This window comes from Vibrio sp. B4-6 (assembly GCF_963888245.1).
Lineage (GTDB): Bacteria > Pseudomonadota > Gammaproteobacteria > Enterobacterales > Vibrionaceae > Vibrio > Vibrio anguillarum.
On the sequence record NZ_CAWPIM010000011.1, the window covers coordinates 68,743 to 90,404 of the forward strand.

Here is a 21,662-nt window from a genome sequence, read left to right on the forward strand (position 1 = left end):
TTGGGGGCTTTTTTATGTCTCTTTGTTTTGTTTTTGGTGGCTTAGTTTTATTCGCGTAGGTCTTCAACAATTGTCACGGGAAGTGTCATCTCTTCACCCTTACGTAAGATGAGCATATCGACAACGGTACCTGGGCGCAAGTCAGTGACAATTTCCATCACACTCTTGCGACCATTAATTTTTTTACCGCCAATTTTTAGAATAATGTCCCGCTCTTTAAAACCAGCCGTTTCCGCAGGGCCATTGGGGTCAATGCCCAACACAACTATGCCGCCAATATGTTCACTGCCAAGTAGGCGAGATGTTACTGGAGTAATATCTTGCCCATCAATACCGATATAGCCGCGAATCACGCGTCCATCAGCAATGATTTTTTCCATAATGGTATTGGCTAATTTGTAAGGAATCGCGAATGATATACCATCGGTTTTCATTTCAGTTGCTTGTTGAAACGAAGCCGTGTTAATACCGACGAGCTCTCCTTGAGTGTTGACCAAAGCTCCACCTGAATTGCCTTCATTAATGGCCGCATCAGTTTGGATGAAAGCTTGACGTCCATCGGTACTGACTGATGAACGTTCAGTGGCAGAAATGATACCAAAAGTAGTGGTTTGTCCAAGGTTGTATGGATTGCCAATGGCCAGTACCACATCGCCAACTTTCACCGAGTAATTGGGATTTTGTGGAATAACGGGAAGGTTCGTTCCTTCGATTCGCAAAATTGCGATATCCGTGCGTCGATCTTTGCCTACTAATTGCGCGGCTGCGAGACGGCCATCTTGTAAGGCCGCTACGATTTGGTCGGCTTGGGCTACTACGTGATAGTTAGTAATGATGTACCCTTTCTCGCTCACAATCACACCAGAGCCTAACCCTTGAATCGACAGTTTACTTCGATCGCTTTCGGTGTATTTTTGGTTGTAAATATTGACTACAGCAGGTGCGGCGCGGCGAACGGCTTGGTTAAACGAAATTTGCAAAGAGAGCGCATTGGGAGACTCTTCGGCCGCGATTTGCGGGAGAACATTTGAACGTAGCGAGGGAACCGCTAGTAAAATAACAACAGCAGCGAGAAGCCCAAGCCCCACTGAACGAAGTAAAAAGTTAAGCATATCTTCCCCAAACAAAACCCGCTATATACTCAGCTTATTTTACACCTGAGCTTGAGAGAGGAAGAATAGCACTACATGATTGAATAAGAAAAGGGCAGCATTCAAATGCTGCCCTGATCGCTCCACAAGCGATTCTCACTAATTAGCGAATAACCAAGTAAATGGTTCTATCACCTCGTTGGATATTCAGCGCAAGTATGCTCGGCTTTTTCTCCAAAATTTCGCGTAATTGTGCGAGGTTTTTCACTCGTTGGCGGTTAACACCAATGATGATGTCCTCTTTTTGTAGTTGATACGCTTCTGCCGCTGACCCTTTCTCTATAGCAGTCACTTTAACGCCAGCGATTGGGTCTTGATCCGTCGTATTGGTCAGTGCCGCACCAGTCAACCCCGAGTGCAGTTGCTCTGCTTTGGTTGTGGTGTTGTTTTCACTCAAGGTTACGTCGAAGGTCTTGCTTTTACCATCGCGGATAACATCGATTGTGATTTTTTTACCTGCACCTAATGTTGCCACTTTGGCTCTTAATTCGTTGAAGGTAGAAACGTTTTTTCCATTAATAGCTGTGATGACATCACCCGCTTTGATCCCTGCTTTATCGGCGGCGCTATCTTTGATAACTTGGCTAACAAACGCCCCCTTACTTGACTCATAGCCTAGCGCTTCAGCCAGTTCAGAGGTTATTTCACCCCCTTGAACGCCGAGCACGCCACGTTTTACCTCACCAAATTCTAAGATCTGTTCGGTCAAGTTTTTCATCATATTTGATGGTATTGCAAAACCTATCCCAACGTTGCCACCATTCGGCCCAAGAATCGCGGTATTAATCCCAATCAATTCACCATTGAGATTGACTAAGGCACCACCAGAGTTGCCACTGTTAATCGCGGCATCGGTCTGAATAAAGTTCTCAAAGTTTTCAAGATTAAGTCCACTTCGTCCTAGCGCAGAAACAATGCCGGAAGTCACCGTTTGACCAAGACCAAACGGGTTCCCGATCGCGACCGTGAAATCACCTACACGCAGTTTGTCTGAATCCGCGATACGAATTTGGGTTAAATTTTTTGCTTTTTTTAGTTTGATCAGCGCGACATCGGACATTTTATCGCCACCGACGAGCTCCGCATCGTATTCTCGGCCGTCGTATAGTTTGACGCGAATCTTATCAGCGCCATCGATGACGTGATAATTAGTCACAACATAACCTTTGTCTGCGTCAGTAATGACACCAGAGCCTAATGCTCTAAATGGCCGCTCTTGCGATTGGTCGATTGGGAAGTCAGGACCAAAGAAAAATCGAAACTGCTCGGGTAAACGTTGATGGGAGACTTGAGTTCCCTCAACTGAGATACTCACAACCGCTGGTGTCACTTGCTCTAGCATCGGTGCTAAGCTCGGCAGTGGCTCACCACTGACAGAAAAGGGTAGCGCTGCCATTGCGGGTAGTGGGGTGATGATTGAACTTAAACTTAACGATAGAGCGGTTAAAAGAAGTAAAGGTTTTTTCATCATAAGCTCCTTTGGAATAACTGTGTTCGAAGTTTAATATTTGTACGAAAGACAAAACTTCAACACTCTCGTGAGGTTTATGACTCAAAAACCTTTATAAAGTTCATGAATTCAGATTAAACGGCTTTCACCTTAACCACGTCTGCAGAATGAATGATCTCTTTTTTAGGGGTATTAAAAAGCCCTGTTGCGCCATTGGCATAATCTTTCGGTGGCTGTTCCAAAATGTCATCGTTGCTTTTCTCTGTATCATTATGCAGAGCGATTTTTTTGATAAATGGGTTATCTTGCTCTGGCATATTCGGCAGAATTTCAGACGATGTTTTGGCCATGTGTTGATACAGTTTTGTATAATCTTTACCTAGTGTATCGAGTATTTCTGCCGCTTGAGCAAAATGATCCGACAATTCTTGGCGTTGTTGTTCCAAACTAAATTTCGCGTTATCTAATTCTTTTTGTAGAGACTTTTGGTTTTTATATTGAGGCGTAGTCAATCGTGAAATGACCATTCCCAACACGGCCCCTACTAGCAAGCCTACAATGGCATATATCCAAGGCATAACAGCTCCTTATTGTTGTTATTTAACATGTTTTTTACCTGTTGGTTACACATGTCGCTTGGACATGTTACTATGACTGCTCTAGCCAATAAAGCGAAATACACGAAATAGCAGTTTCCATTTTCTTTAGTGCAGTAGGCGGTCATGACACCAAAACAGCGATATGAACACGATGTAAAAAAACTCGGTTTTCAACGAGACTCTGCTCAAGAAAGCGCCGTCGATGCGCTGGATTTACTCTACCATCAGTTTCAGGATTATCTTAACCAACCAGTTAAGCCCTCCGCGCTTTGGACCAAATGGCTTGGCCGCCAACCTAAACAGCCTAACTTACCTAAAGGGCTCTATTTTTGGGGCGGTGTCGGGCGAGGAAAAACCTATCTAATGGATACGTTTTTTGAAGCTCTGCCAACCACTCGCAAAATGCGAGTGCATTTCCACCGTTTTATGTATCGAGTTCATGATGAGCTGAAGGCGCTGGCTGGAGTTGAAGAGCCCTTAGAAAAGGTTGCCGATATTTTTAAGTCTGAAACGGAAATTATCTGTTTTGATGAATTTTTTGTATCAGATATTACCGATGCGATGATTTTGGGTACCTTGTTTCAAGCACTGTTTAAGCGCGGTATTATCTTAGTTGCGACATCGAACATTCCACCGCACGACTTATACCGCAACGGCTTGCAGCGAGCACACTTTCTCCCTGCAATTGCTTTGATTGAAGCACACTGTCATGTGTTGAACGTCGATAGTGGCATTGATTATCGCTTAAGAACATTAGAGCAAGCGGAAATTTACCACTATCCATTGGATGAAGCAGCAAGCCACAATTTACAACATTACTATCGGCAATTGGTTGGTGACGAGAAAAAAGAAGCACGCAGTGAGATTGAAATCAATCATCGCACCCTCGCTGTTGTAAAGGCTAGTGATGGTATTTTACATGCGACATTTGAACAGTTATGCCAAACGGCGAGAAGCCAAAACGATTACATTGAGTTGTCCAAAATTTACCACACAGTACTGCTGGCCGATGTGAAGCAAATGGATCGCGCCATCGATGATGCAGCGCGGCGTTTTATTGCGTTGATTGATGAATTTTACGAACGACATGTAAAAGTAATTATCTCCGCCGAAGTGGCGCTGGACGATCTGTATCTGCATGGGCAACTGGAGTTTGAATTCAAACGTTGTCAGTCGCGGTTAATTGAAATGCAAAGTCATGAGTATTTATCAAGGGAACATCTGGCCTAGCTCAATCCGAACACTTTTTAAAGCAAAATAAAAAATTCGTGATTTTGTTCAAAAAGAGGTGATTTTTTCTACTGACTTCCCTATAATCCTGCGACCCACCGTTACTGCAGGCCTGTTTCTGTGAAACGAGAGGCCGAGAGAAACCAAACGCTCGAAGGGGCAACTTTGGACTCTTAGACAGTGGGGGCATTTTAATGCTCCTTTTAGTGTAAATTTTATTTAACGGGTTATTATTAGCATGAAAACTTTCGTTGCTAAACCAGAAACTGTAAAACGCGACTGGTATATCGTAGACGCTGAGGGTAAAACTCTAGGTCGTCTAGCAAGTGAAATTGCATCTCGCCTACGTGGCAAACATAAAGCTGAATACACTCCTCACGTAGACACTGGTGATTACATCATCGTTGTAAACGCTGAGAAAGTTACTGTAACAGGTAACAAAGCAGCAGCTAAAACTTACTACCGTCACACTGAATTTCCAGGCGGCTTAAAATCAATCACTTTCGACAAGCTGATTATTCGTAAGCCAGAGATGGTTATTGAGCTAGCGGTTAAAGGTATGCTACCACGTGGTCCTCTAGGCCGTGCTATGTACCGTAAGCTGAAAGTTTACGCTGGCGCTGAGCACAACCATGCTGCTCAACAACCAAAAGTACTAGACATCTAATTGGGGATTTCGAAAATGGCAGAGAATCAATACTACGGCACTGGCCGTCGCAAAAGCTCAGCTGCACGCGTTTTTATTAAACCAGGCAGCGGCAACATTGTAATCAACAAGCGTAGCCTTGATGTTTACTTTGGTCGTCCAACTTCTCGCATGGTTGTTAAACAACCTCTTGAGCTAGTTGAACTAACTGAGAAACTAGATCTATACATCACTGTTAAAGGTGGTGGTATTTCTGGTCAAGCTGGTGCTATCCGTCACGGTATCACTCGCGCTCTAATGGAATACGACGAATCACTACGTCCTGTTCTACGTGCAGCTGGCTACGTTACTCGCGACGCTCGTTGCGTTGAACGTAAGAAAGTTGGTCTGCGTAAAGCACGTCGTAAACCACAATTCTCTAAGCGTTAATCTTTTTTCAAAAGATTCGCTTCCAGTGTTACTGGATTGTGGTTCAAAAGCCCGGTATTTATACCGGGCTTTTTGTTTTTTGGTGTTAGCAAACACTCATTTTTTTAATCACATCATTTGGTTGTTGCTCTTTAATCTTCCTTTTGTGACCTCACGTGCGATTTACTTCACGAATGTTACGAAAAGGTAGCTTTATCTTGTCAAAAAGTAGGGTTTTATTTATGATTTGCCATCAAATAAATACAACTAGATTCGTATTTTGTTAGCCATGCTCTTGATAAGCGGAATAATAATAATCCACAGGGAGCAAATGGGAGAATGTTTGGATGAGCAATGCGCCTTTAAATAACGGTCGCAGACGTTTCTTAACCGCGACAACAGCCGTTGTCGGAGGGTTAGGAGCCGCTGCTGTCGCCGTTCCTTTTATTAAATCTTGGAACCCAAGTGCCAAAGCCAAAGCGGCTGGAGCCCCCGTTGAAGTTGAAATCGGTAAACTTGAAGAGGGGCAAATGGTTCGTGTTGAGTGGCGAGGAAAACCTGTTTGGGTTGTTCGTCGTTCTCAATCAGTGGTCGATGGGCTAAAAGATATCGAAAACCAACTTCGAGATCCTCAATCGGATGAGCAGCAGCAGCCTAATTATGCGCAAAATGCTTATCGATCGATTAAACCTGAATATTTCGTTGCTGTGGGTATTTGTACTCACCTTGGCTGTTCACCTACTTATTTGCCTGATTCTTTTAGTGAACAAGTTCAAGGGGTTAAATCTGGTTTTTTCTGTCCTTGCCATGGTTCGAAATTTGATATGGCGGGTCGAGTTTTTCAAGGTGTTCCGGCACCACTAAACTTGGTTATCCCTCAATATATGTATCTTAGCGATACTCGTATTGTCATAGGATTAGATGAGACCGGGGAGGCTGCATAATGCAAGTTTTACTTGATTGGGTAGAAAAGCGTTTACCTGCAATGAACGCTTACAAAAAACACCTATCTGAATATCCAATGCCGAAAAACTTTAACTTTTGGTATTTGTTTGGATCGTTAGCCATGTTGGTTCTTGTTAACCAACTGCTCACTGGTGTGTGGCTAACCATGAACTATGTGCCATCAGGTGAAGGGGCTTTTGCATCTGTTGAATACATAATGCGTGATGTTGAGTATGGTTGGTTACTGCGCTATATGCACTCCACTGGCGCTTCAGCTTTCTTTGTGGTGATTTATCTACATATGTTCCGTGGCTTAATTTACGGTTCCTATCAGAAGCCTCGTGAGCTGCTATGGCTATTTGGCATGCTGATCTTCTTAGTGTTGATGGCCGAAGCCTTTATGGGATATTTGCTACCATGGGGACAAATGTCCTATTGGGGAGCGCAAGTTATTATCTCTTTGTTCGGTGCAATCCCCGTTATCGGTGATGATTTAACTCTATGGATACGTGGTGACTACGTTATTTCAGGTGCCACTCTGAACCGTTTCTTTGCACTGCATGTAATTGCTTTACCTATTGTTTTATTGTTGCTAATTGTTCTCCATATATTAGCACTGCATGAAGTCGGTTCTAATAACCCTGACGGTATCGAAACCAAAGTACCAAAAGGGGCGATGGGCGATGATTATAAAACGCAGTTTAAATTTCATGACTACTACACCAAGAAATACGACATCATTGATTCGATTCCATTCCATCCTTACGGGACAGTGAAAGATCTTATTGGTGTAGCTGGTTTCTTAATCCTGTTCTGTTATGTGTTGTTCTTTAACCCAGAGATGGGTGGTTACTTCCTTGAGCCGCCTAACTTTGAAGCGGCAAACCCACTAAAAACACCAGCACACATCGCACCTGTTTGGTATTTCACGCCTTTCTATGCAATTTTACGTGCCGTTCCTGATAAGTTAATTGGTGTGGCTGCGATGGGTGCATCGATTGTGGTGTTGTTCTTATTGCCATGGCTGGATCGTTGTAAGGTTCGTTCTTACCGTTATCGTAGTAAGTTCCACTTAATCAATATTATTCAGTTCACTATCTGCTTTATTGCGTTAGGTGTTTTAGGTGCGTTACCTGCGACAGCCACTTACACAATGCTTGCACGTATATTTAGCGTTGGTTACTTCATGTTCTTTGTTTTGTTGTTCTTCTACAGCAAAAATGAAGCAACGAAACCATTACCAGAGAGGGTGACATTTAAATGAAAAAGTGGATTGTAATTTTGTTTGCAATGCTGCCATCTCTTGCTTTGGCAGCTGGCGCAAATGTACATTTAGATAAAGCAAATAATGATTTAACAGATCAAGCATCACTGCAGCATGGTGCAAAGCTATTCATGAACTACTGTTTTGGTTGCCACTCAACTCAGTACCAGCGTTATGAGCGTGTAGCGAATGATTTGAATATTCCCTCGGATTTGATGAAAGAAAATTTGATTTTTGATCCGAATGCCAAAATTGGTCAACTGATGGAGAATGCGATTCCAGATAAGTCGGCAGCGAAATGGTTTGGTGCACCACCACCAGATTTAACGCTTGTGGCTCGTGTTCGAGGAACAGATTGGTTGTATACTTACCTTCGCTCATTTTATGCCGATCCTAGCCGGCCTTTTGGCGTAAACAACATCGTATTCCCAAGTGTCGGTATGCCTCATGTGCTTGAAGAGCTACAAGGGATCCCACAACCAGTTTATGGTACTCATATTGTCAATGGCGAGGAAGTCAAGGCTGTTATTGGTGCCGAGTCTGATGGAACGGGTGAGCTGAGCCAAAGTGAGTATGATCAAGCGGTCCGTGACATTGTTAACTTCCTTGAATATTCAGCAGAACCAGTCAAGCTTGAACGTCAAACTTTAGGTTGGTGGGTAATGGCATTCCTTGTGCTATTTACTATCGTGGTTGTTCTATTGAAGAAAGAATATTGGCGTGATGTGCATTAATTGTGCTACCATGCGGCGTTAATTTCTAATTTTTAGAATCTTCAATGGAGGCTTGGCCTCCATTGTTTTTATATCTGTAAGTGTGCTGGAGGGCTCCATGGCTGTAGCTGCCAATAAACGTTCTGTGATGACGCTATTTTCGAGTGCATCTGATATGTATAGTCATCAGGTACGTATTGTTCTAGCGGAAAAAGGTGTCAGTGTTGAAGTAGAATTAGTTGATGAAACCAATCTGCCAGCTGACCTTATTGAGCTAAACCCATATAAGACAGTACCAACGTTAGTTGATCGTGAGCTTGCTCTTTATGACTCAAAGATCATCATGGAATACCTAGATGAGCGTTTCCCTCATCCACCGCTGATGCCTGTTTATCCTGTGGCTCGTGGTAATAGCCGTTTGATGATTTACCGTATTGAGAAAAACTGGTACTCATTGGCTGAGAAAGTCGTGAAGGGTAATGCGGAAGAGTCAGAAGCAGCTCGTAATAAATTACGCAATGATCTGCTTACTCTTGGTCCTGTGTTCGCGGAATACGAATATTTCATGAGTGAAGAGTTTAGCCTCATTGACTGTTATTTAGCTCCATTACTATGGCGCTTACCTATTTTGGGTATTGATCTGATTGGCCCTGGCTCTAAAGAGCTTAAAGTATATATGAATCGTGTTTTTGAGCGTGATTCATTCTTGGCTTCTTTAACAGAAGCTGAACGTGAGATGCGTTTAGTTCGTTAAGGCAGTTTGATGGATATCTCTCAAATGACTCCTCGCCGACCTTATATGCTTAGAGCATTTTATGATTGGCTATTAGAAAATGAATTGACTCCTCATGTTGTTGTGGATGCTACTCTTACGGGTGTACGAGTGCCGATGGAGTTTGTGCAAGATGGACAAATTATCCTTAATCTTGCCCCAAGAGCGATAGGTAATCTTGAGCTTGGCAATGAAGCGATTACGTTCAATGCTCGCTTTGGCGGACGTCCTCATTCGGTCATAGTGCCTTTGTACGCAGTGCAAGCTATCTATGCACGTGAAAACGGTGCAGGTACTATGTTTGAACCTGAAGAGGCCTATATCCCTTATCTAGAAGCGGGCATAACAGAGGAATCTGAACAAGAGCCGATGTTAAGCGTTGCTTCTCAAGAAGATGAGGAATTATTAGAGACTCGAGCACAAGAAACCTCTCGGCCGAAGGGAAAACCAAGCTTAAGAGTTATTAAGTAACTCATTTTCACACATTAAGCAGTCATGATCGAAAAAGCAGCGATATTCGCTGCTTTTTTTCTAAAAAAACAAAGGATAACCGAGGTTATTCGCTGTATTGAAATGCCTTAATCACCTGTTTTACGCCTGATATGTTTCGGGCAATATCACTGGCTAGATTAGCCTGTTCTGCCGAGACATAGCCAAGTAAAAATACTTCTCTATTTTCTGTGATTACTTTGATTTTGATTGTGTTCAGTTCAGAATTGGCCAACAGCGCTGATTTTACTTTAGTCGTAATCCAACTGTCGTTACTGATTTCGCCAATTGATAAAGGCGCTTTTATTCTGACTTGATTATGAATGGTTTTGACCCCTTTTGTCTCACGTGCTTTATTTTCAAACTCATTGAGTAATCCGGAGTTTTCAGCTTGTCCCATCAACACGACAATCCCTTGATAAGAACTGGCCGTAATGCGAGTTTTTCCGTTAAAGGGGGCTTTATTGGCGATACCTGCTACTTCAAATTCGATGTTATTATCATTCCAAATTTCTTGAGTGGTTCGAGGGTCTGTTACTAGGCTCGCTGTTGTTGCCGCGCCAGCAAGGATAACTCCTGCACAACCTGATACAGCAAAGCTCAACAGTAGAATGAGTGAAAGTTTTAATCTATTCATTGTCTATTCTTCATGAGAAGGGAAAAGGACTTGATCAATCAAGTCACATAAGCAGTGTAGGGTGACCATATGAACTTCATGGATTCGAGCCGTCCGCTGCGAGGGGATGCGGATCTCCACATCATTTTCACCTAGAAGACCAGCCATTTCTCCACCGTCTTTGCCTGTTAGAGCGATAATCGTCATATCGCGAGTCACAGCCGCTTCCATCGCTTTAATGATGTTTTTGCTGTTACCACTGGTTGAAATAGCCAACAAAACATCACCAGGTTGACCAAATGCACGTACCTGTTTCGAGAATATTTCTTGGTAGTGATAGTCGTTAGCAACTGCGGTTAACGTGGTATTGTCTGCGGTTAATGCAATGGCGGGTAAACTCGGGCGTTCAGTTTCAAAACGGTTCAGTAAGCAAGAAGAAAAAAGCTGGGCATTGGCCGAAGAGCCACCATTACCGCAACAGAGAATTTTATGACCGTTAAGTAGCGTTGCCACCATGGCTTGTGCAGCATGCGTGATCGCATGGGGTAGTGCTTCAGCAGCCGCAATTTGAATTTGGATGCTTTCGGTAAAACTGTCTTTAATGCTGTCGAGCATCGTTTATCCTTGAGTTATTGCGTTTTTAATCCACTCAATGTGGTGCACATCTTGGTGGATGGCGATCACATCGAAACGAAAATCGGTGTCATAGGGCGATAGGCCATGTTTCAGTAGCCATAAATTCGCGGTTTTCATCAACTTTGCCATTTTTGCGGTAGTAACCATTTCTGCGGCATGCCCATGACATTGGTTTTTTCTGTATTTAACCTCTACGAACACTAAGGTGTTTTTATCTCGCATAATGAGGTCGATTTCACCGACTTTGGTATTGAAGTTTTGTTCAATAAAAGCCAAACCACAACCTAATAAATAGTGTTTGGCTGCGGTTTCATACTGTTGACCAACTGCTCGGCGACTAAAGAGCGCCATGCACCGCCCAACTGATCTCTCTCTGTACCACGCATTGCTCATCAATACTTAATGTGCCTGTTTTGCCATCGATACTATACCCCTCGACGACTTTCATTTGTGGCAACTCAATCATTAACTGATAAGCATCCATACCTAATGCTTGTAAGCGTCGCTCGCTATTGGAGTTCTTTGGCCACAATTGGTTCATTTCATTATCCAGCATTGAATTGGGATGAATGAGTAATGGAATATCGCTATAAGTTACACCAGAGAGGTCTTCATACTGTGTGTTACCACTGTTACTACGAGAGTTTGAGAACAGTTTAGGTGGCTTAGTGTCAGGGTTAATTGCGACCTCGATAAAGGGTTTAATTAAAGTCAATTCTGCGCTGTTAGCCACGATATAAACCGAATCGATATCACGACGACTGCGGGGCAGGCTTTGCAAATCAATACCCATCAACGCATCCATTTGCGCGATATTTTGTTGGCTATCTTGTAGACCAAATACTGAGTTAATGTTGCGTTGCAATTGACGCTTATCACCAAATAGGTTCACCGATACTTTATTCTTGCTGTATTTTTGCCATTCTGCGTTAAACGCTTCTACTACACGCTGGCCGTAATTACCTTGAGGAGCGAGTATTAAAGGGTATTGATAGCCTTGGCTAAACAGATACTTAGCGGCTTGTTCAACCTCTTGCTCTGGCGAAAGTGCAAGATAGCAAGTGTTAGGATGATCTTCAATTTGGTCTGGAATATTCAACGCCAGCGTAGGGATAGAAGCTAAGCGTGCTTGTTGAAGCTTATGTAGATTCTCGATGTTCTCTTTGATGAGTGGCCCAACAATGAAATCAATGTTTTTTTCAATCAATTGCTTGTCTATGAGCGCGGCGTCTTCGGCATTGGTATCAATCACAGTCAAGGTAGCATTGAGGTCACGGTTACGGTCATTCATCATCGCCATGATAAAGCCATCACGGATCAGTTGAGCTTGCGTGGCAAACTTTCCTGAAAGAGGAAGTAACAACGCGGTGTTAGTGGGTTTGATGATTTCCAGCGCTAAAATATCTTGTATCGCTTTAGGTGTATAACGAGCCGCTGGGTGATTGCTGTTTTCCGCAAGCCATTTTTCGAGCGTATTCTTCAACTGCGGAATATTGCTATTGAGCGTTTTCATATATACAGCCAGTTGTAGCCAGCCATCGAGCACGTTTTCGTTAGGCTCTGGATTTAATTGGGTAATTTCACGTTCGCTATAGTGATTGAAATTGAGCCAAATTTGATCGGCAATCGCTTCTTGCTCTGCATCATCAACGTAAGTGCTTAATGCAATAAGCTCCCTACTTGAATCAAAAGGGCGGCTGAGCGCGGTAAAAATATCGGCGCGCATTTGATGGTATTGAGCCCATGTTTCAGGGCTTAGCTTCCACCAAGCCTGAAAATTAAGCTGAGAGAGCGCTTGTGAAAACTGTTCCGCATTACTCAACAACTGCGCCTTAGCCATTTGCCATTCAGCTTGTTGCGCTTCAGAGAGCGACTGTTTGGCTAAGCGCATAATCAACAGTTGCGCTTGTTCGCTGTTGTTTTCGTTAATTGCGGCTTTAAGAGCCATGATCAACCAATCATTTTGCAGTGAACCTTGGCTACTATCTGCTTGCATCAAGTAAGTTTGCGCTGACTTGGTGGGATCTTGCGTAATATCGACTGAGGTGGGCGTCGATGGTGAAGACGAACACGCCGCCAAAGCCATTGCTAATGCAACGGGCGTGAATAAGCGTGGTACACTGAGTCTCGGATGGTTCTTCATAGCCATGAGTTCTTTCGTTATTCCGTGTAAAATTGTCTCTATATTAATCGTTGAAGTGATGGTAAACAAATGACAGATAGCAAAACCTTGCCAGCAGAGATCCCAACTCTCTACATTGTTCCTACGCCAATTGGCAATTTGGGTGATATTACCCAGCGAGCCATTGAAGTACTCTCAAGTGTTGATGTTATCGCTGCGGAAGATACACGCCATACTGGCAGACTTCTCGCTCACTTCAATATCCAGACTAAAACCTTTGCCTTGCATGATCACAACGAACAGCAAAAAGCACAAGTGTTAGTCGATAAATTATTATCAGGGCAATCTATTGCGTTGGTTTCTGATGCAGGAACGCCACTGATCAGTGATCCAGGGTACCATCTTGTCAATCAGTGTCGTCAAGCTGGTGTGAGAGTTGTGCCACTTCCGGGCGCCTGTGCTGTGATTACTGCGCTCAGTGCATCAGGCTTGCCTTCTGATCGTTTCAGTTTTGAAGGTTTTTTGCCGCCGAAAAGCAAAGGGCGTAAAGATAAATTCCTAGAGATCGCTAAGGCTGAACGCACCTGTATTTTTTATGAGTCACCACACCGAATTAGCGAATCACTGCAAGATATGTTAGCTATCTTAGGGCCAGATCGTAACGTGGTGCTAGCCCGCGAGCTCACCAAAACCTTCGAGACGATTCAAGGTTTGCCGTTAGGCGAACTGATTAATTGGATTAATGAAGATGAGAACCGCAAGCGTGGTGAAATGGTGTTACTGATCCATGGTTACAGAGAAAGCGTGGACGATAGCTTGCCGGACGAAGCATTGCGCAGTTTAGCGATTTTGACAAAAGAGCTGCCTCTGAAAAAAGCGGCCGCATTGGCGGCTGAAATTTATAACCTTAAGAAAAATGCCCTTTATAAGTGGGGGCTTGAAAACCTATCTGCTTAATTAGCCAGCGGCATCTTGATGTTTTAAATCGATGGATAATTAAACGCTTAAGCGTGAATTAAACACAGAAGTTGTTTGAGCCTAGACAGTACCTATCTTTCTCTATACAATCCGCCCTCGGAGTTGACTGGGTAGTCGCTGCTTCATTGATGTCCTTTAGCCTTGTGCTGGGGAGACTGATGGAGGGGAGGAAAGTCCGGGCTCCATAGAGCAGGGTGCCAGGTAACGCCTGGGGGGCGAAAGCCTACGACAAGTGCAGCAGAGAGAAGACCGCCGATGGCCCAATTTCTTCGGAATGGGCACAGGTAAGGGTGAAAGGGTGCGGTAAGAGCGCACCGTGCGTCTGGCAACAGTTCGTAGCAAGGTAAACTCCACCCGGAGCAAGACCAAATAGGCTTCCACATTGCGTTGCTCGCGTAAGGAAGCGGGTAGGTTGCTTGAGCCAGTGAGTGATTGCTGGCCTAGACGAATGGCTACTGCCGCGCAAGCGGAACAGAACCCGGCTTATACGTCAACTCCACCTATTGCAGACCCATCATAACTCTTGCGGTTATGATGGGTTTTTTGCTTTTTATTGACGAAAATTATTTCGTAAGCACTAAACTTAGCGCAATATCACGTGATGCCAACGTCAAGTGGTAGCGATGCGGCGTTAAATCAGTAAACTGAATACTTGCGCCGTAGCCGATTGCTATATTTCAGCTTTAGCCCGATGAGAAAACGATGACTGAACCTTTTCAACACATTTCTGTACTACTGAATGAATCCATTGATGGCCTTGCTATCAAACCAGATGGTATTTATATCGACGGCACGTTTGGCCGTGGTGGTCATAGTCGTACAATTCTCTCTAAGTTGGGTGACAATGGTCGTCTGTACAGCATAGATCGCGATCCACAAGCGATTGCTGAAGCTGGAAAAATTAACGACCCGCGTTTTACTATCATTCATGGCCCATTTTCTGGCATGGCACAATACGCTGAGCGCTACGATCTGGTCGGGAAAGTGGATGGAGTACTACTTGATTTAGGCGTTTCCTCGCCGCAGTTGGACGATGCCGAGCGCGGTTTTAGTTTCATGAAAGATGGCCCGCTTGATATGCGTATGGACCCGACGTCAGGGATCCCTGTCTCGCAGTGGCTTGCGCAAGCCGATTTGGACGACATTACTTGGGTGATTCGTGAATTTGGTGAAGACAAGCACGCGCGCCGTATTGCCAAAGCGATTGTCGCTTACCGTGAAGACGATGAAAAAGAGCCTCTGACGCGCACCAGTCAATTGGCCAAACTGATTTCAGAAGCCGCGCCGAAAAGCTTTAAAGAGAAAAAACACCCGGCTACGCGCTCATTTCAAGCATTTCGTATCTATATCAATAGTGAATTAGAAGAGATCGACACTGCATTAAAAGGCGCAGCTAAGATCTTAGCCCCACAAGGGCGCTTATCGGTGATCAGTTTCCATTCGCTTGAAGATCGCATGGTCAAACGCTTTATTCGTAAAGAGAGTAAAGGCCCAGAGGTTCCACATGGTTTGCCGTTAACAGAAATACAAATTCAGGCATTGGGCTCAGCCAACTTAAAACCAGTTGGGAAAGCGATTATGCCAACTAAAGAAGAGGTGGAACTCAATCCCCGTTCACGCAGCTCAGTATTACGAGTTGCTGAAAAACTGTAGTCCATGTCTAAGTCGCCGCCTAACTTAACCAAACTGATTGCACTTGACCTGTTTACGGTGGGTCGAGTGCCGCTTATTTTGTTAATGTTAATTTTTGCCAGTGCGATGGGAGTGGTGTTTATTACCCATCATTCTAGGCAGGCGATTTCAGAAAAAGATCAAACCTTAGTTGAGCGCGAGCGGCTCGATAATGAATGGCGTAACCTCATTCTTGAGGAAACGGCCCTCGCAGAACATAGCCGCGTGCAGAATCTTGCCAAACAAGAGCTGGAAATGAAGCGACCTGATTCTGATAAAGAAGTGGTGATTACGCTCAAATGAAAAAAAACAAAGACAAAGCCCAAGCGGCACCTCGTCAAGAAAAAGCGACATCTCCTATTTTGATCCGTTGGCGATTCTATCTCATCCTATTTTTTGTATTCGTTGCTTTCGCTTTATTGGTTGGGCGCGTTGCCTTCATCCAAATTATCGAACCGGATAATTTGATCCGCGAAGGGGATATGCGCTCTGTCCGAGCCAAAACCTTGCCATCGGCACGCGGAATCATTTCAGATCGTAATGGTGAACCTCTCGCAGTCAGTGTTCCTGTCGATGCAGTATGGGCTGATCCTGTGGCTATTTTTAAAGCCGGCGGCTTAGTTGAACGTGAACGTTGGTACGCACTGGCTGATGTGTTAGGCATTAAGCGCAGTGAGCTGCTGAAAAAAATTGAAGAGAACCAAACCCGCCGTTTTATCTATTTGCAGCGTCAAGTGAGCCCTGCAATGGCCAATTATATTCGCGAACTTAAATTAGCGGGTGTGGGGCTCAAGGCCGAATCTCGCCGTTACTATCCAGCTGGTGAGGCGAGTGCGCACTTAATTGGTGTGACGGGCATCGATGGCCACGGTTTAGAAGGGGTTGAGCGCAGCTATGATAAATGGCTGACGGGGGAAGCTGGCAAACAGGTGATCCGCAAAGATCGGTATGGCCGAGTGGTGGAAAATATCTCGCTTGAAGAGCGTGAAGAGGGCAAGCCACTGGCGTTGACCATTGACCAACGTTTGCAAGCGATCGCCTTTCGTGCGGTCAAGCAAGCTGTGGCGGACTATCGTGCTACTTCGGCATCGGCCATTTTGCTCGACGTGAAAACGGGTGCAGTATTAGCGATGGTTAACGCCCCTTCATACAACCCCAATAACCGTTCCGATTGGCAAAGTTTTAAAATGCGTAACCGCGTGATTACCGACGCCTTTGAGCCGGGATCAACTGTCAAACCTTTTGTGGTATTGGCCGCGCTTGAAAATGGTGTTGCGAATGACAAAACGGTGATTGATACAGGGAATGGCATCATGCAAATCGGCGGCAGTCGAGTGCGTGATACCTCAAAAGTCGGCAAAGCCGATTTAACCTTAATTCTGAAAAAATCGAGTAACATCGGAGTGGCTAAGCTGGCGCTTGAAATGCCTCTCGAAGCCCTATTAGGTATGTATACCTCTGTAGGGCTTGGTGAAATGTCCGGTTTAAACCTCGTCGGTGAGACTTTGGGTATTTTCCCGAATCGCCGCCGTTGGTCACCGTTTGAAATTGCCACCTTGGCATTTGGCTATGGTTTGTCAATTACTCCCATTCAGTTGGCTCATGCTTATGCCACTTTAGGCAATTTAGGTCAGTACCAACCAATCCATATTATTGACAGCAACCAGCAAGATTTATCACGCCAAGTGGTTGATAAAACTAATGCTAAGAAAGTGTTGGAAATGTTAGAAACCGTTACCCAACCCGGTGGCACAGCAACTCAAGCCGCGGTTCCGGGCTATCGTATTGCGGCCAAGTCAGGCACTTCGCGCAAAGCGATTGCCGGCGGTTACGGTGATGAATATTTTGCTTACACGGCAGGAGTGGCTCCAGTGAGCGACCCTCGAGTCTCGTTAGTGGTGATGGTGAATGAACCTCAAGGTGACTTATATTATGGCGGCTCCGTTGCCGGCCCTGTCTTTGCCGAAATAATGAAAGGAGCGTTGCAGATCCTCAATGTCGCTCCTGATGAAAATCGATTCCAAAAATAATTAAGAGAGAAGCACAATGACGCCGAGTATGTGTTTACAAGATCTCATCGCCCCTTGGCTTGACCTCGATGGCCATTCTATTTCAACGTTGTCGGTGACTCGTTTAGTGCTCGATAGCCGTAAAATATCACCCAATGATACCTTTATTGCAGTGGTCGGCCATGCCATCGACGGAAGGCAGTTTATTGATAACGCCACTCAAGCTGGGGCGAATCTGGTATTGGCTCAAGCGTGTGGGCAGCATCCGCATGGCAGTATGACTACCGTCAATGGCGTGTTAGTGATTTACCTTGCTGATCTAAACCAACATCTATCTCAACTGGCATCGCGGCTTTATCGTTCGAAGACTAACACGTTGATTGGGGTTACGGGAACCAACGGTAAAACCACCATTACTCAATTAATTGCGCAGTGGATTGACTTGTTGGGCGAGAAAGCGGCGGTGCTGGGTACGACGGGGAATGGTTTTCTTAACCATTTACAGCCTGCCGCCAATACCACAGGTAATGCCATTGAGGTCCAAGAAACACTCTATCAATTAGCGCAGCAGGGCGCTCGCTATACCGCTCTGGAAGTCTCTTCGCACGGATTAGTTCAAGGGCGAGTTCAAGCATTGAAGTTTGCTGTGGGCGTGTTTTCTAACTTAAGTCGCGATCATCTCGATTATCATGGCACCATGGAAGAGTACGCCAAAGCAAAGCTCTCCTTATTTACCGCTCATCACTGCCAACACGCTGTCATTAATGCCGACGATGCGGTGGGTGCGAGTTGGTTAGCACAGCTGAAAGCACCGATTGCCGTCTCTTTAAAGCAGCAACCGCAATGCGCTAAAGCGCTGTGGGCGAGCTCGGTCTCTTACAGTGATAATGGTATTTCATTAACCTTCGACGGCTACTATGGTCAAGGTGAATTGAGCGTGCCGTTGATTGGCGAATTTAACGCCAGCAATCTTCTACTCGCGTTTGCCACTATGCTGACTTTAGGTTTTGATAAACAAGCCTTGATGACAACGGCCTCTCAACTGCAGCCAGTCTTAGGGCGAATGGAGCTCTTTCAAGCGCCAAATCGTGCGAAGATCGTCGTCGATTATGCACACACGCCTGATGCTTTGGAAAAAGCACTGTTGGCACTTCGCGTTCATTGCCAAGGTCAGCTATGGGCGATTTTTGGTTGTGGTGGCGACCGTGATAAAGGCAAACGTCCGATGATGGCCGAAATTGCAGAGCGCTGCGCCGATAAGATCATTTTGGCCGACGATAACCCTCGTAGCGAAAAACCGGCAGACATTGTACAAGATATGGTGGCAGGGCTTGAGTTTGCAAGTCGCGCACACGTTGAACACAATCGTTACGCTGCCGTGCAATACGCCCTGCAACATGCTGATCAGCAAGACATCATTTTATTGGCAGGTAAAGGGCATGAAGATTATCAAGTGATGGCCCATCAAACTATTCACTATTCGGATCGCGAAACGGCGCAAACCTTACTGGAGATAAGTGCATGATAGAAGTCTCTTTACAGCAATTGACGCACGTTTTGCATGCACAATTGGTTGGTTGTGATGTCACCGTGTCTGAGGTCTCGACCGACACGCGTCAAATCAAACCCGGTGCGCTCTTTGTTGCCTTGGTCGGTGATAAATTTGATGCTCATGAGTTTGCTGCACAAGCGGTTGCGTCTGGTGCAAAGGCGTTATTGGTTCAGCGCCCTTTGGCGGTTTCGGTTCCTCAACTGGTGGTCACCGACACCAAACTGGCGTTAGGCCAGCTTGGTGCTTGGGTTCATCAACAGTGTCAAACACCGACCGCTGCGATTACAGGCAGTTGCGGTAAAACCACAGTCAAAGAGATGGTGGCAAATATTTTATCAGCCAAAGGCCGCGTGCTCTTTACTGCCGGCAATTTTAATAATGATATCGGCGTGCCGCTCACTCTGCTTCGCTCTGGTCTTAATGATGCGTATGCGGTGATTGAGTTAGGGGCGAACCATATTGGTGAAATTGCTTATACCACCTCTTTAGTGAAGCCGGATGTCGCATTGGTGAACAATGTTGCCGCGGCGCATCTGGAAGGTTTTGGCTCAATTGAGGGCGTAAAACAGGCGAAAGGTGAAATTTATCAAGGCCTTGCTTCAGGTGCGACAGCCATTATTAATTTAGAAAGCCACGGTGGTGAGCGGTGGAGCGCTATTTTAGCGGACAAAACCGTTAAAACCTTTTCCAGCCGTCAAATGGCAGATTTTTACGCCCGTAGTATTAGGCTTAATGAACAAGGTGAAGCCCAGTTTGAAATGATCACACCCGTCGGTCATATTGATATTGGGCTCAATATTGTGGGTGAACATAACGTTTCCAATGCCTTGGCGGCGGCGGCATTAGCCATTGAGTTGGGTGCGAATCTTGAAGAGGTGCAGTACGGACTTGCGAATCTAGCTCAGGTGAAAGGGCGTGTTGATGTCACCCAATTGAGCACGACTGTGAAACTGATTGATGACAGTTACAATGCCAGTGTTCCAGCAATGAAAGCGGCGGTTGATCTACTTAACACTTTCTCTGCAAGGCGTTGGTTAATTTTAGGTAATATGGCTGAGTTGGGCGATGAAAGCCTTGCACTTCATCGTCAAGTCGGTGAACATGCTGCACCATTCCAGTTTGACTATGTCCTTACTTACGGTCGCGATGCAAAAGTGATCAGTGACCTATGCCATGGCCTTCATTTTGAAAGCCATGCGGACATGATTGCTTATATCGAGCAGCAATTATCACAATTCGATCAAGAGTCTCATACCTTACTTGTCAAAGGTGCAAACAGTGCGGGTATGAGTAAAATTGTGGCTGCTCTCAAGGAGAAATACTCATGATTATTTGGCTCGCGGATCTACTCCAGCCATACTTCTCTTTTTTTCGTCTGTTCGAATATCTCTCATTTCGGGCCATCGTCAGTATTTTAACCGCACTTGCTCTGTCGTTATGGATGGGGCCGCGTTTGATTAAACGTTTGCAACTACTGCAAATTGGTCAAGTGGTGCGTAACGATGGTCCAGAATCACATTTTAGTAAGCGCGGTACGCCAACCATGGGCGGTGTTATGATCCTCGCCTCTATCATTACTACCGTACTGCTGTGGACAGATCTCTCAAACCCTTACGTGTGGGCTGTACTCGCGGTGCTGCTTGGTTATGGCGTCGTCGGTTTTGTGGATGATTATCGCAAAGTGGTGCGTAAAAACAGTGATGGATTGATCGCGCGCTGGAAATACTTTTGGCAGTCGGCCATTGCGTTGATAGTGGCGTTTGCTCTCTATGCACATGGCAACGATACCGCAGCTACTCAGCTTGTGGTGCCTTTCTTTAAAGATGTGATGCCGCAACTGGGCTTGCTCTACATTGTGCTGACCTATTTTGTCATCGTCGGAACCAGTAACGCGGTGAACTTAACCGATGGTCTGGACGGTTTAGCCATCATGCCGACTGTTTTGGTTGCTGCCGGTTTTGCTGTGATTGCATGGGCAACTGGGAACGTCAATTTCGCCAGTTATCTGCATATTCCTTATGTTCCTTATGCCTCAGAGTTGGTGGTGGTGTGTACTGCAATTGTGGGGGCCGGTTTAGGTTTTCTGTGGTTCAACACTTATCCTGCGCAAGTCTTTATGGGCGATGTGGGTTCACTCGCTTTAGGCGGTGCACTCGGTACAATTGCGGTGTTGGTTCGTCAAGAGTTTGTGTTAGTGATCATGGGCGGCGTGTTTGTGATGGAAACCTTGTCGGTGATTTTACAAGTCGGTTCCTACAAATTGCGTGGTCAACGTATTTTCCGGATGGCCCCTATCCATCACCACTATGAATTGAAAGGTTGGCCAGAACCACGCGTGATCGTCCGTTTTTGGATTATCTCAATTGTGTTGGTGTTAGTGGGTTTGGCTACACTAAAAGTGCGCTAGTGAT

22 protein-coding genes and 1 other RNA gene are annotated in these 21,662 nt (G+C 45.2%); 16 read left to right on the forward strand and 7 right to left on the reverse strand.

What is annotated here, in order from left to right; translation table 11 throughout:
- Positions 1-47: 47 nt before the first annotated feature.
- The 3 genes from degS to zapG all read right to left on the reverse strand — a co-directional run bounded on the left by degS (position 48) and on the right by zapG (position 3,179).
- Positions 48-1,112 carry an outer membrane-stress sensor serine endopeptidase DegS gene (degS, locus tag AACV20_RS03250; RefSeq protein WP_170906879.1) on the reverse strand — a complete coding sequence of 355 codons (1,065 nt, stop codon included), beginning with the start codon at positions 1,110-1,112 and terminating at the stop codon, positions 48-50.
- A 142-nt stretch (positions 1,113-1,254) separates the two neighbouring features.
- Positions 1,255-2,619, reverse strand: coding sequence for a Do family serine endopeptidase (locus tag AACV20_RS03255; RefSeq protein WP_026027948.1), 1,365 nt, complete (start codon positions 2,617-2,619; stop codon positions 1,255-1,257).
- A gap of 116 nt (positions 2,620-2,735) precedes the next feature.
- On the reverse strand, positions 2,736-3,179 hold the full coding sequence (zapG, locus tag AACV20_RS03260) for a Z-ring associated protein ZapG (protein ID WP_017046504.1): 444 nt from the start codon (positions 3,177-3,179) through the stop codon (positions 2,736-2,738).
- Positions 3,180-3,323: 144 nt separating this feature from the next.
- Here zapG and zapE point away from each other — a divergent pair, with 144 nt between their 5' ends.
- From zapE to sspB, 8 genes are all read left to right on the forward strand, one after another.
- Positions 3,324-4,430 (forward strand): cell division protein ZapE, encoded by a 1,107-nt coding sequence (zapE, locus tag AACV20_RS03265; RefSeq protein WP_170906880.1) that lies wholly within the window; start codon positions 3,324-3,326, stop codon positions 4,428-4,430.
- Between the two features lie 238 nt (positions 4,431-4,668).
- The gene (rplM, locus tag AACV20_RS03270) at positions 4,669-5,097 is read left to right on the forward strand and encodes a 50S ribosomal protein L13 (RefSeq protein WP_013856066.1); all 429 of its coding nucleotides are present in this window, start codon (positions 4,669-4,671) and stop codon (positions 5,095-5,097) included.
- Between the two features lie 15 nt (positions 5,098-5,112).
- Positions 5,113-5,505, forward strand: a complete 393-nt coding sequence (gene rpsI / locus AACV20_RS03275; RefSeq protein ID WP_010318040.1) for a 30S ribosomal protein S9 — start codon at positions 5,113-5,115, stop codon at positions 5,503-5,505.
- A 326-nt stretch (positions 5,506-5,831) separates the two neighbouring features.
- A complete protein-coding gene (gene petA, locus AACV20_RS03280; protein WP_010318038.1) occupies positions 5,832-6,428 on the forward strand; it encodes a ubiquinol-cytochrome c reductase iron-sulfur subunit in 597 nt (198 codons plus the stop codon).
- Complete coding sequence (locus AACV20_RS03285; RefSeq protein ID WP_013856067.1) at positions 6,428-7,693, forward strand: cytochrome b; 1,266 nt, start codon at positions 6,428-6,430, stop codon at positions 7,691-7,693. The genes petA and AACV20_RS03285 overlap by 1 nt, the downstream gene beginning before the upstream one ends.
- The gene (locus AACV20_RS03290; RefSeq protein ID WP_094123837.1) at positions 7,690-8,427 is read left to right on the forward strand and encodes a cytochrome c1; all 738 of its coding nucleotides are present in this window, start codon (positions 7,690-7,692) and stop codon (positions 8,425-8,427) included. The genes AACV20_RS03285 and AACV20_RS03290 overlap by 4 nt, the downstream gene beginning before the upstream one ends.
- Before the next feature lie 97 nt (positions 8,428-8,524).
- The gene (sspA, locus tag AACV20_RS03295) at positions 8,525-9,160 is read left to right on the forward strand and encodes a stringent starvation protein SspA (RefSeq protein ID WP_026027272.1); all 636 of its coding nucleotides are present in this window, start codon (positions 8,525-8,527) and stop codon (positions 9,158-9,160) included.
- A gap of 9 nt (positions 9,161-9,169) precedes the next feature.
- Positions 9,170-9,649: a ClpXP protease specificity-enhancing factor gene (sspB, locus tag AACV20_RS03300; protein ID WP_026027949.1), complete on the forward strand. Its 480-nt coding sequence runs from the start codon at positions 9,170-9,172 to the stop codon at positions 9,647-9,649.
- Positions 9,650-9,734: 85 nt separating this feature from the next.
- Here sspB and AACV20_RS03305 read toward each other — a convergent pair whose 3' ends face one another.
- From AACV20_RS03305 to AACV20_RS03320, 4 genes are read right to left on the reverse strand one after another with little or no spacing between them, the layout of a single operon-like run.
- Complete coding sequence (locus AACV20_RS03305) at positions 9,735-10,304, reverse strand: BON domain-containing protein (protein ID WP_017042658.1); 570 nt, start codon at positions 10,302-10,304, stop codon at positions 9,735-9,737.
- A 3-nt stretch (positions 10,305-10,307) separates the two neighbouring features.
- Entirely contained in the window at positions 10,308-10,898 is a 591-nt protein-coding gene (locus tag AACV20_RS03310) for a phosphoheptose isomerase (RefSeq protein WP_010318025.1), read from the reverse strand.
- Between the two features lie 3 nt (positions 10,899-10,901).
- Entirely contained in the window at positions 10,902-11,270 is a 369-nt protein-coding gene (locus AACV20_RS03315) for a YraN family protein (protein ID WP_017046509.1), read from the reverse strand.
- Positions 11,257-13,062, reverse strand: coding sequence for a penicillin-binding protein activator (locus AACV20_RS03320; protein WP_029388462.1), 1,806 nt, complete (start codon positions 13,060-13,062; stop codon positions 11,257-11,259). Before AACV20_RS03320 ends, AACV20_RS03315 begins: the two co-directional genes overlap by 14 nt.
- A 69-nt stretch (positions 13,063-13,131) precedes the next feature.
- Between AACV20_RS03320 and rsmI the strand changes: the two genes are divergently transcribed.
- The 8 genes from rsmI to mraY all read left to right on the forward strand — a co-directional run bounded on the left by rsmI (position 13,132) and on the right by mraY (position 21,658).
- Positions 13,132-13,998, forward strand: coding sequence for a 16S rRNA (cytidine(1402)-2'-O)-methyltransferase (gene rsmI, locus AACV20_RS03325; RefSeq protein WP_013856074.1), 867 nt, complete (start codon positions 13,132-13,134; stop codon positions 13,996-13,998).
- A 119-nt stretch (positions 13,999-14,117) separates the two neighbouring features.
- An RNA gene (rnpB, locus tag AACV20_RS03330) (RNase P RNA component class A) lies at positions 14,118-14,521 on the forward strand.
- 200 nt (positions 14,522-14,721) lie between these two features.
- On the forward strand, positions 14,722-15,672 hold the full coding sequence (gene rsmH / locus AACV20_RS03335; protein WP_010318016.1) for a 16S rRNA (cytosine(1402)-N(4))-methyltransferase RsmH: 951 nt from the start codon (positions 14,722-14,724) through the stop codon (positions 15,670-15,672).
- Between the two features lie 3 nt (positions 15,673-15,675).
- Complete coding sequence (gene ftsL / locus AACV20_RS03340) at positions 15,676-15,993, forward strand: cell division protein FtsL (protein WP_010318013.1); 318 nt, start codon at positions 15,676-15,678, stop codon at positions 15,991-15,993.
- The gene (locus tag AACV20_RS03345; protein ID WP_013856076.1) at positions 15,990-17,720 is read left to right on the forward strand and encodes a peptidoglycan glycosyltransferase FtsI; all 1,731 of its coding nucleotides are present in this window, start codon (positions 15,990-15,992) and stop codon (positions 17,718-17,720) included. Before ftsL ends, AACV20_RS03345 begins: the two co-directional genes overlap by 4 nt.
- Positions 17,721-17,736: 16 nt before the next feature.
- A complete protein-coding gene (gene murE / locus AACV20_RS03350; protein ID WP_170906881.1) occupies positions 17,737-19,224 on the forward strand; it encodes a UDP-N-acetylmuramoyl-L-alanyl-D-glutamate--2,6-diaminopimelate ligase in 1,488 nt (495 codons plus the stop codon).
- A complete protein-coding gene (locus AACV20_RS03355; protein WP_170906882.1) occupies positions 19,221-20,579 on the forward strand; it encodes a UDP-N-acetylmuramoyl-tripeptide--D-alanyl-D-alanine ligase in 1,359 nt (452 codons plus the stop codon). The genes murE and AACV20_RS03355 overlap by 4 nt, the downstream gene beginning before the upstream one ends.
- Positions 20,576-21,658, forward strand: a complete 1,083-nt coding sequence (gene mraY, locus AACV20_RS03360) for a phospho-N-acetylmuramoyl-pentapeptide-transferase (RefSeq protein ID WP_013856079.1) — start codon at positions 20,576-20,578, stop codon at positions 21,656-21,658. The genes AACV20_RS03355 and mraY overlap by 4 nt, the downstream gene beginning before the upstream one ends.
- The last annotated feature ends 4 nt before the right edge of the window (positions 21,659-21,662 follow it).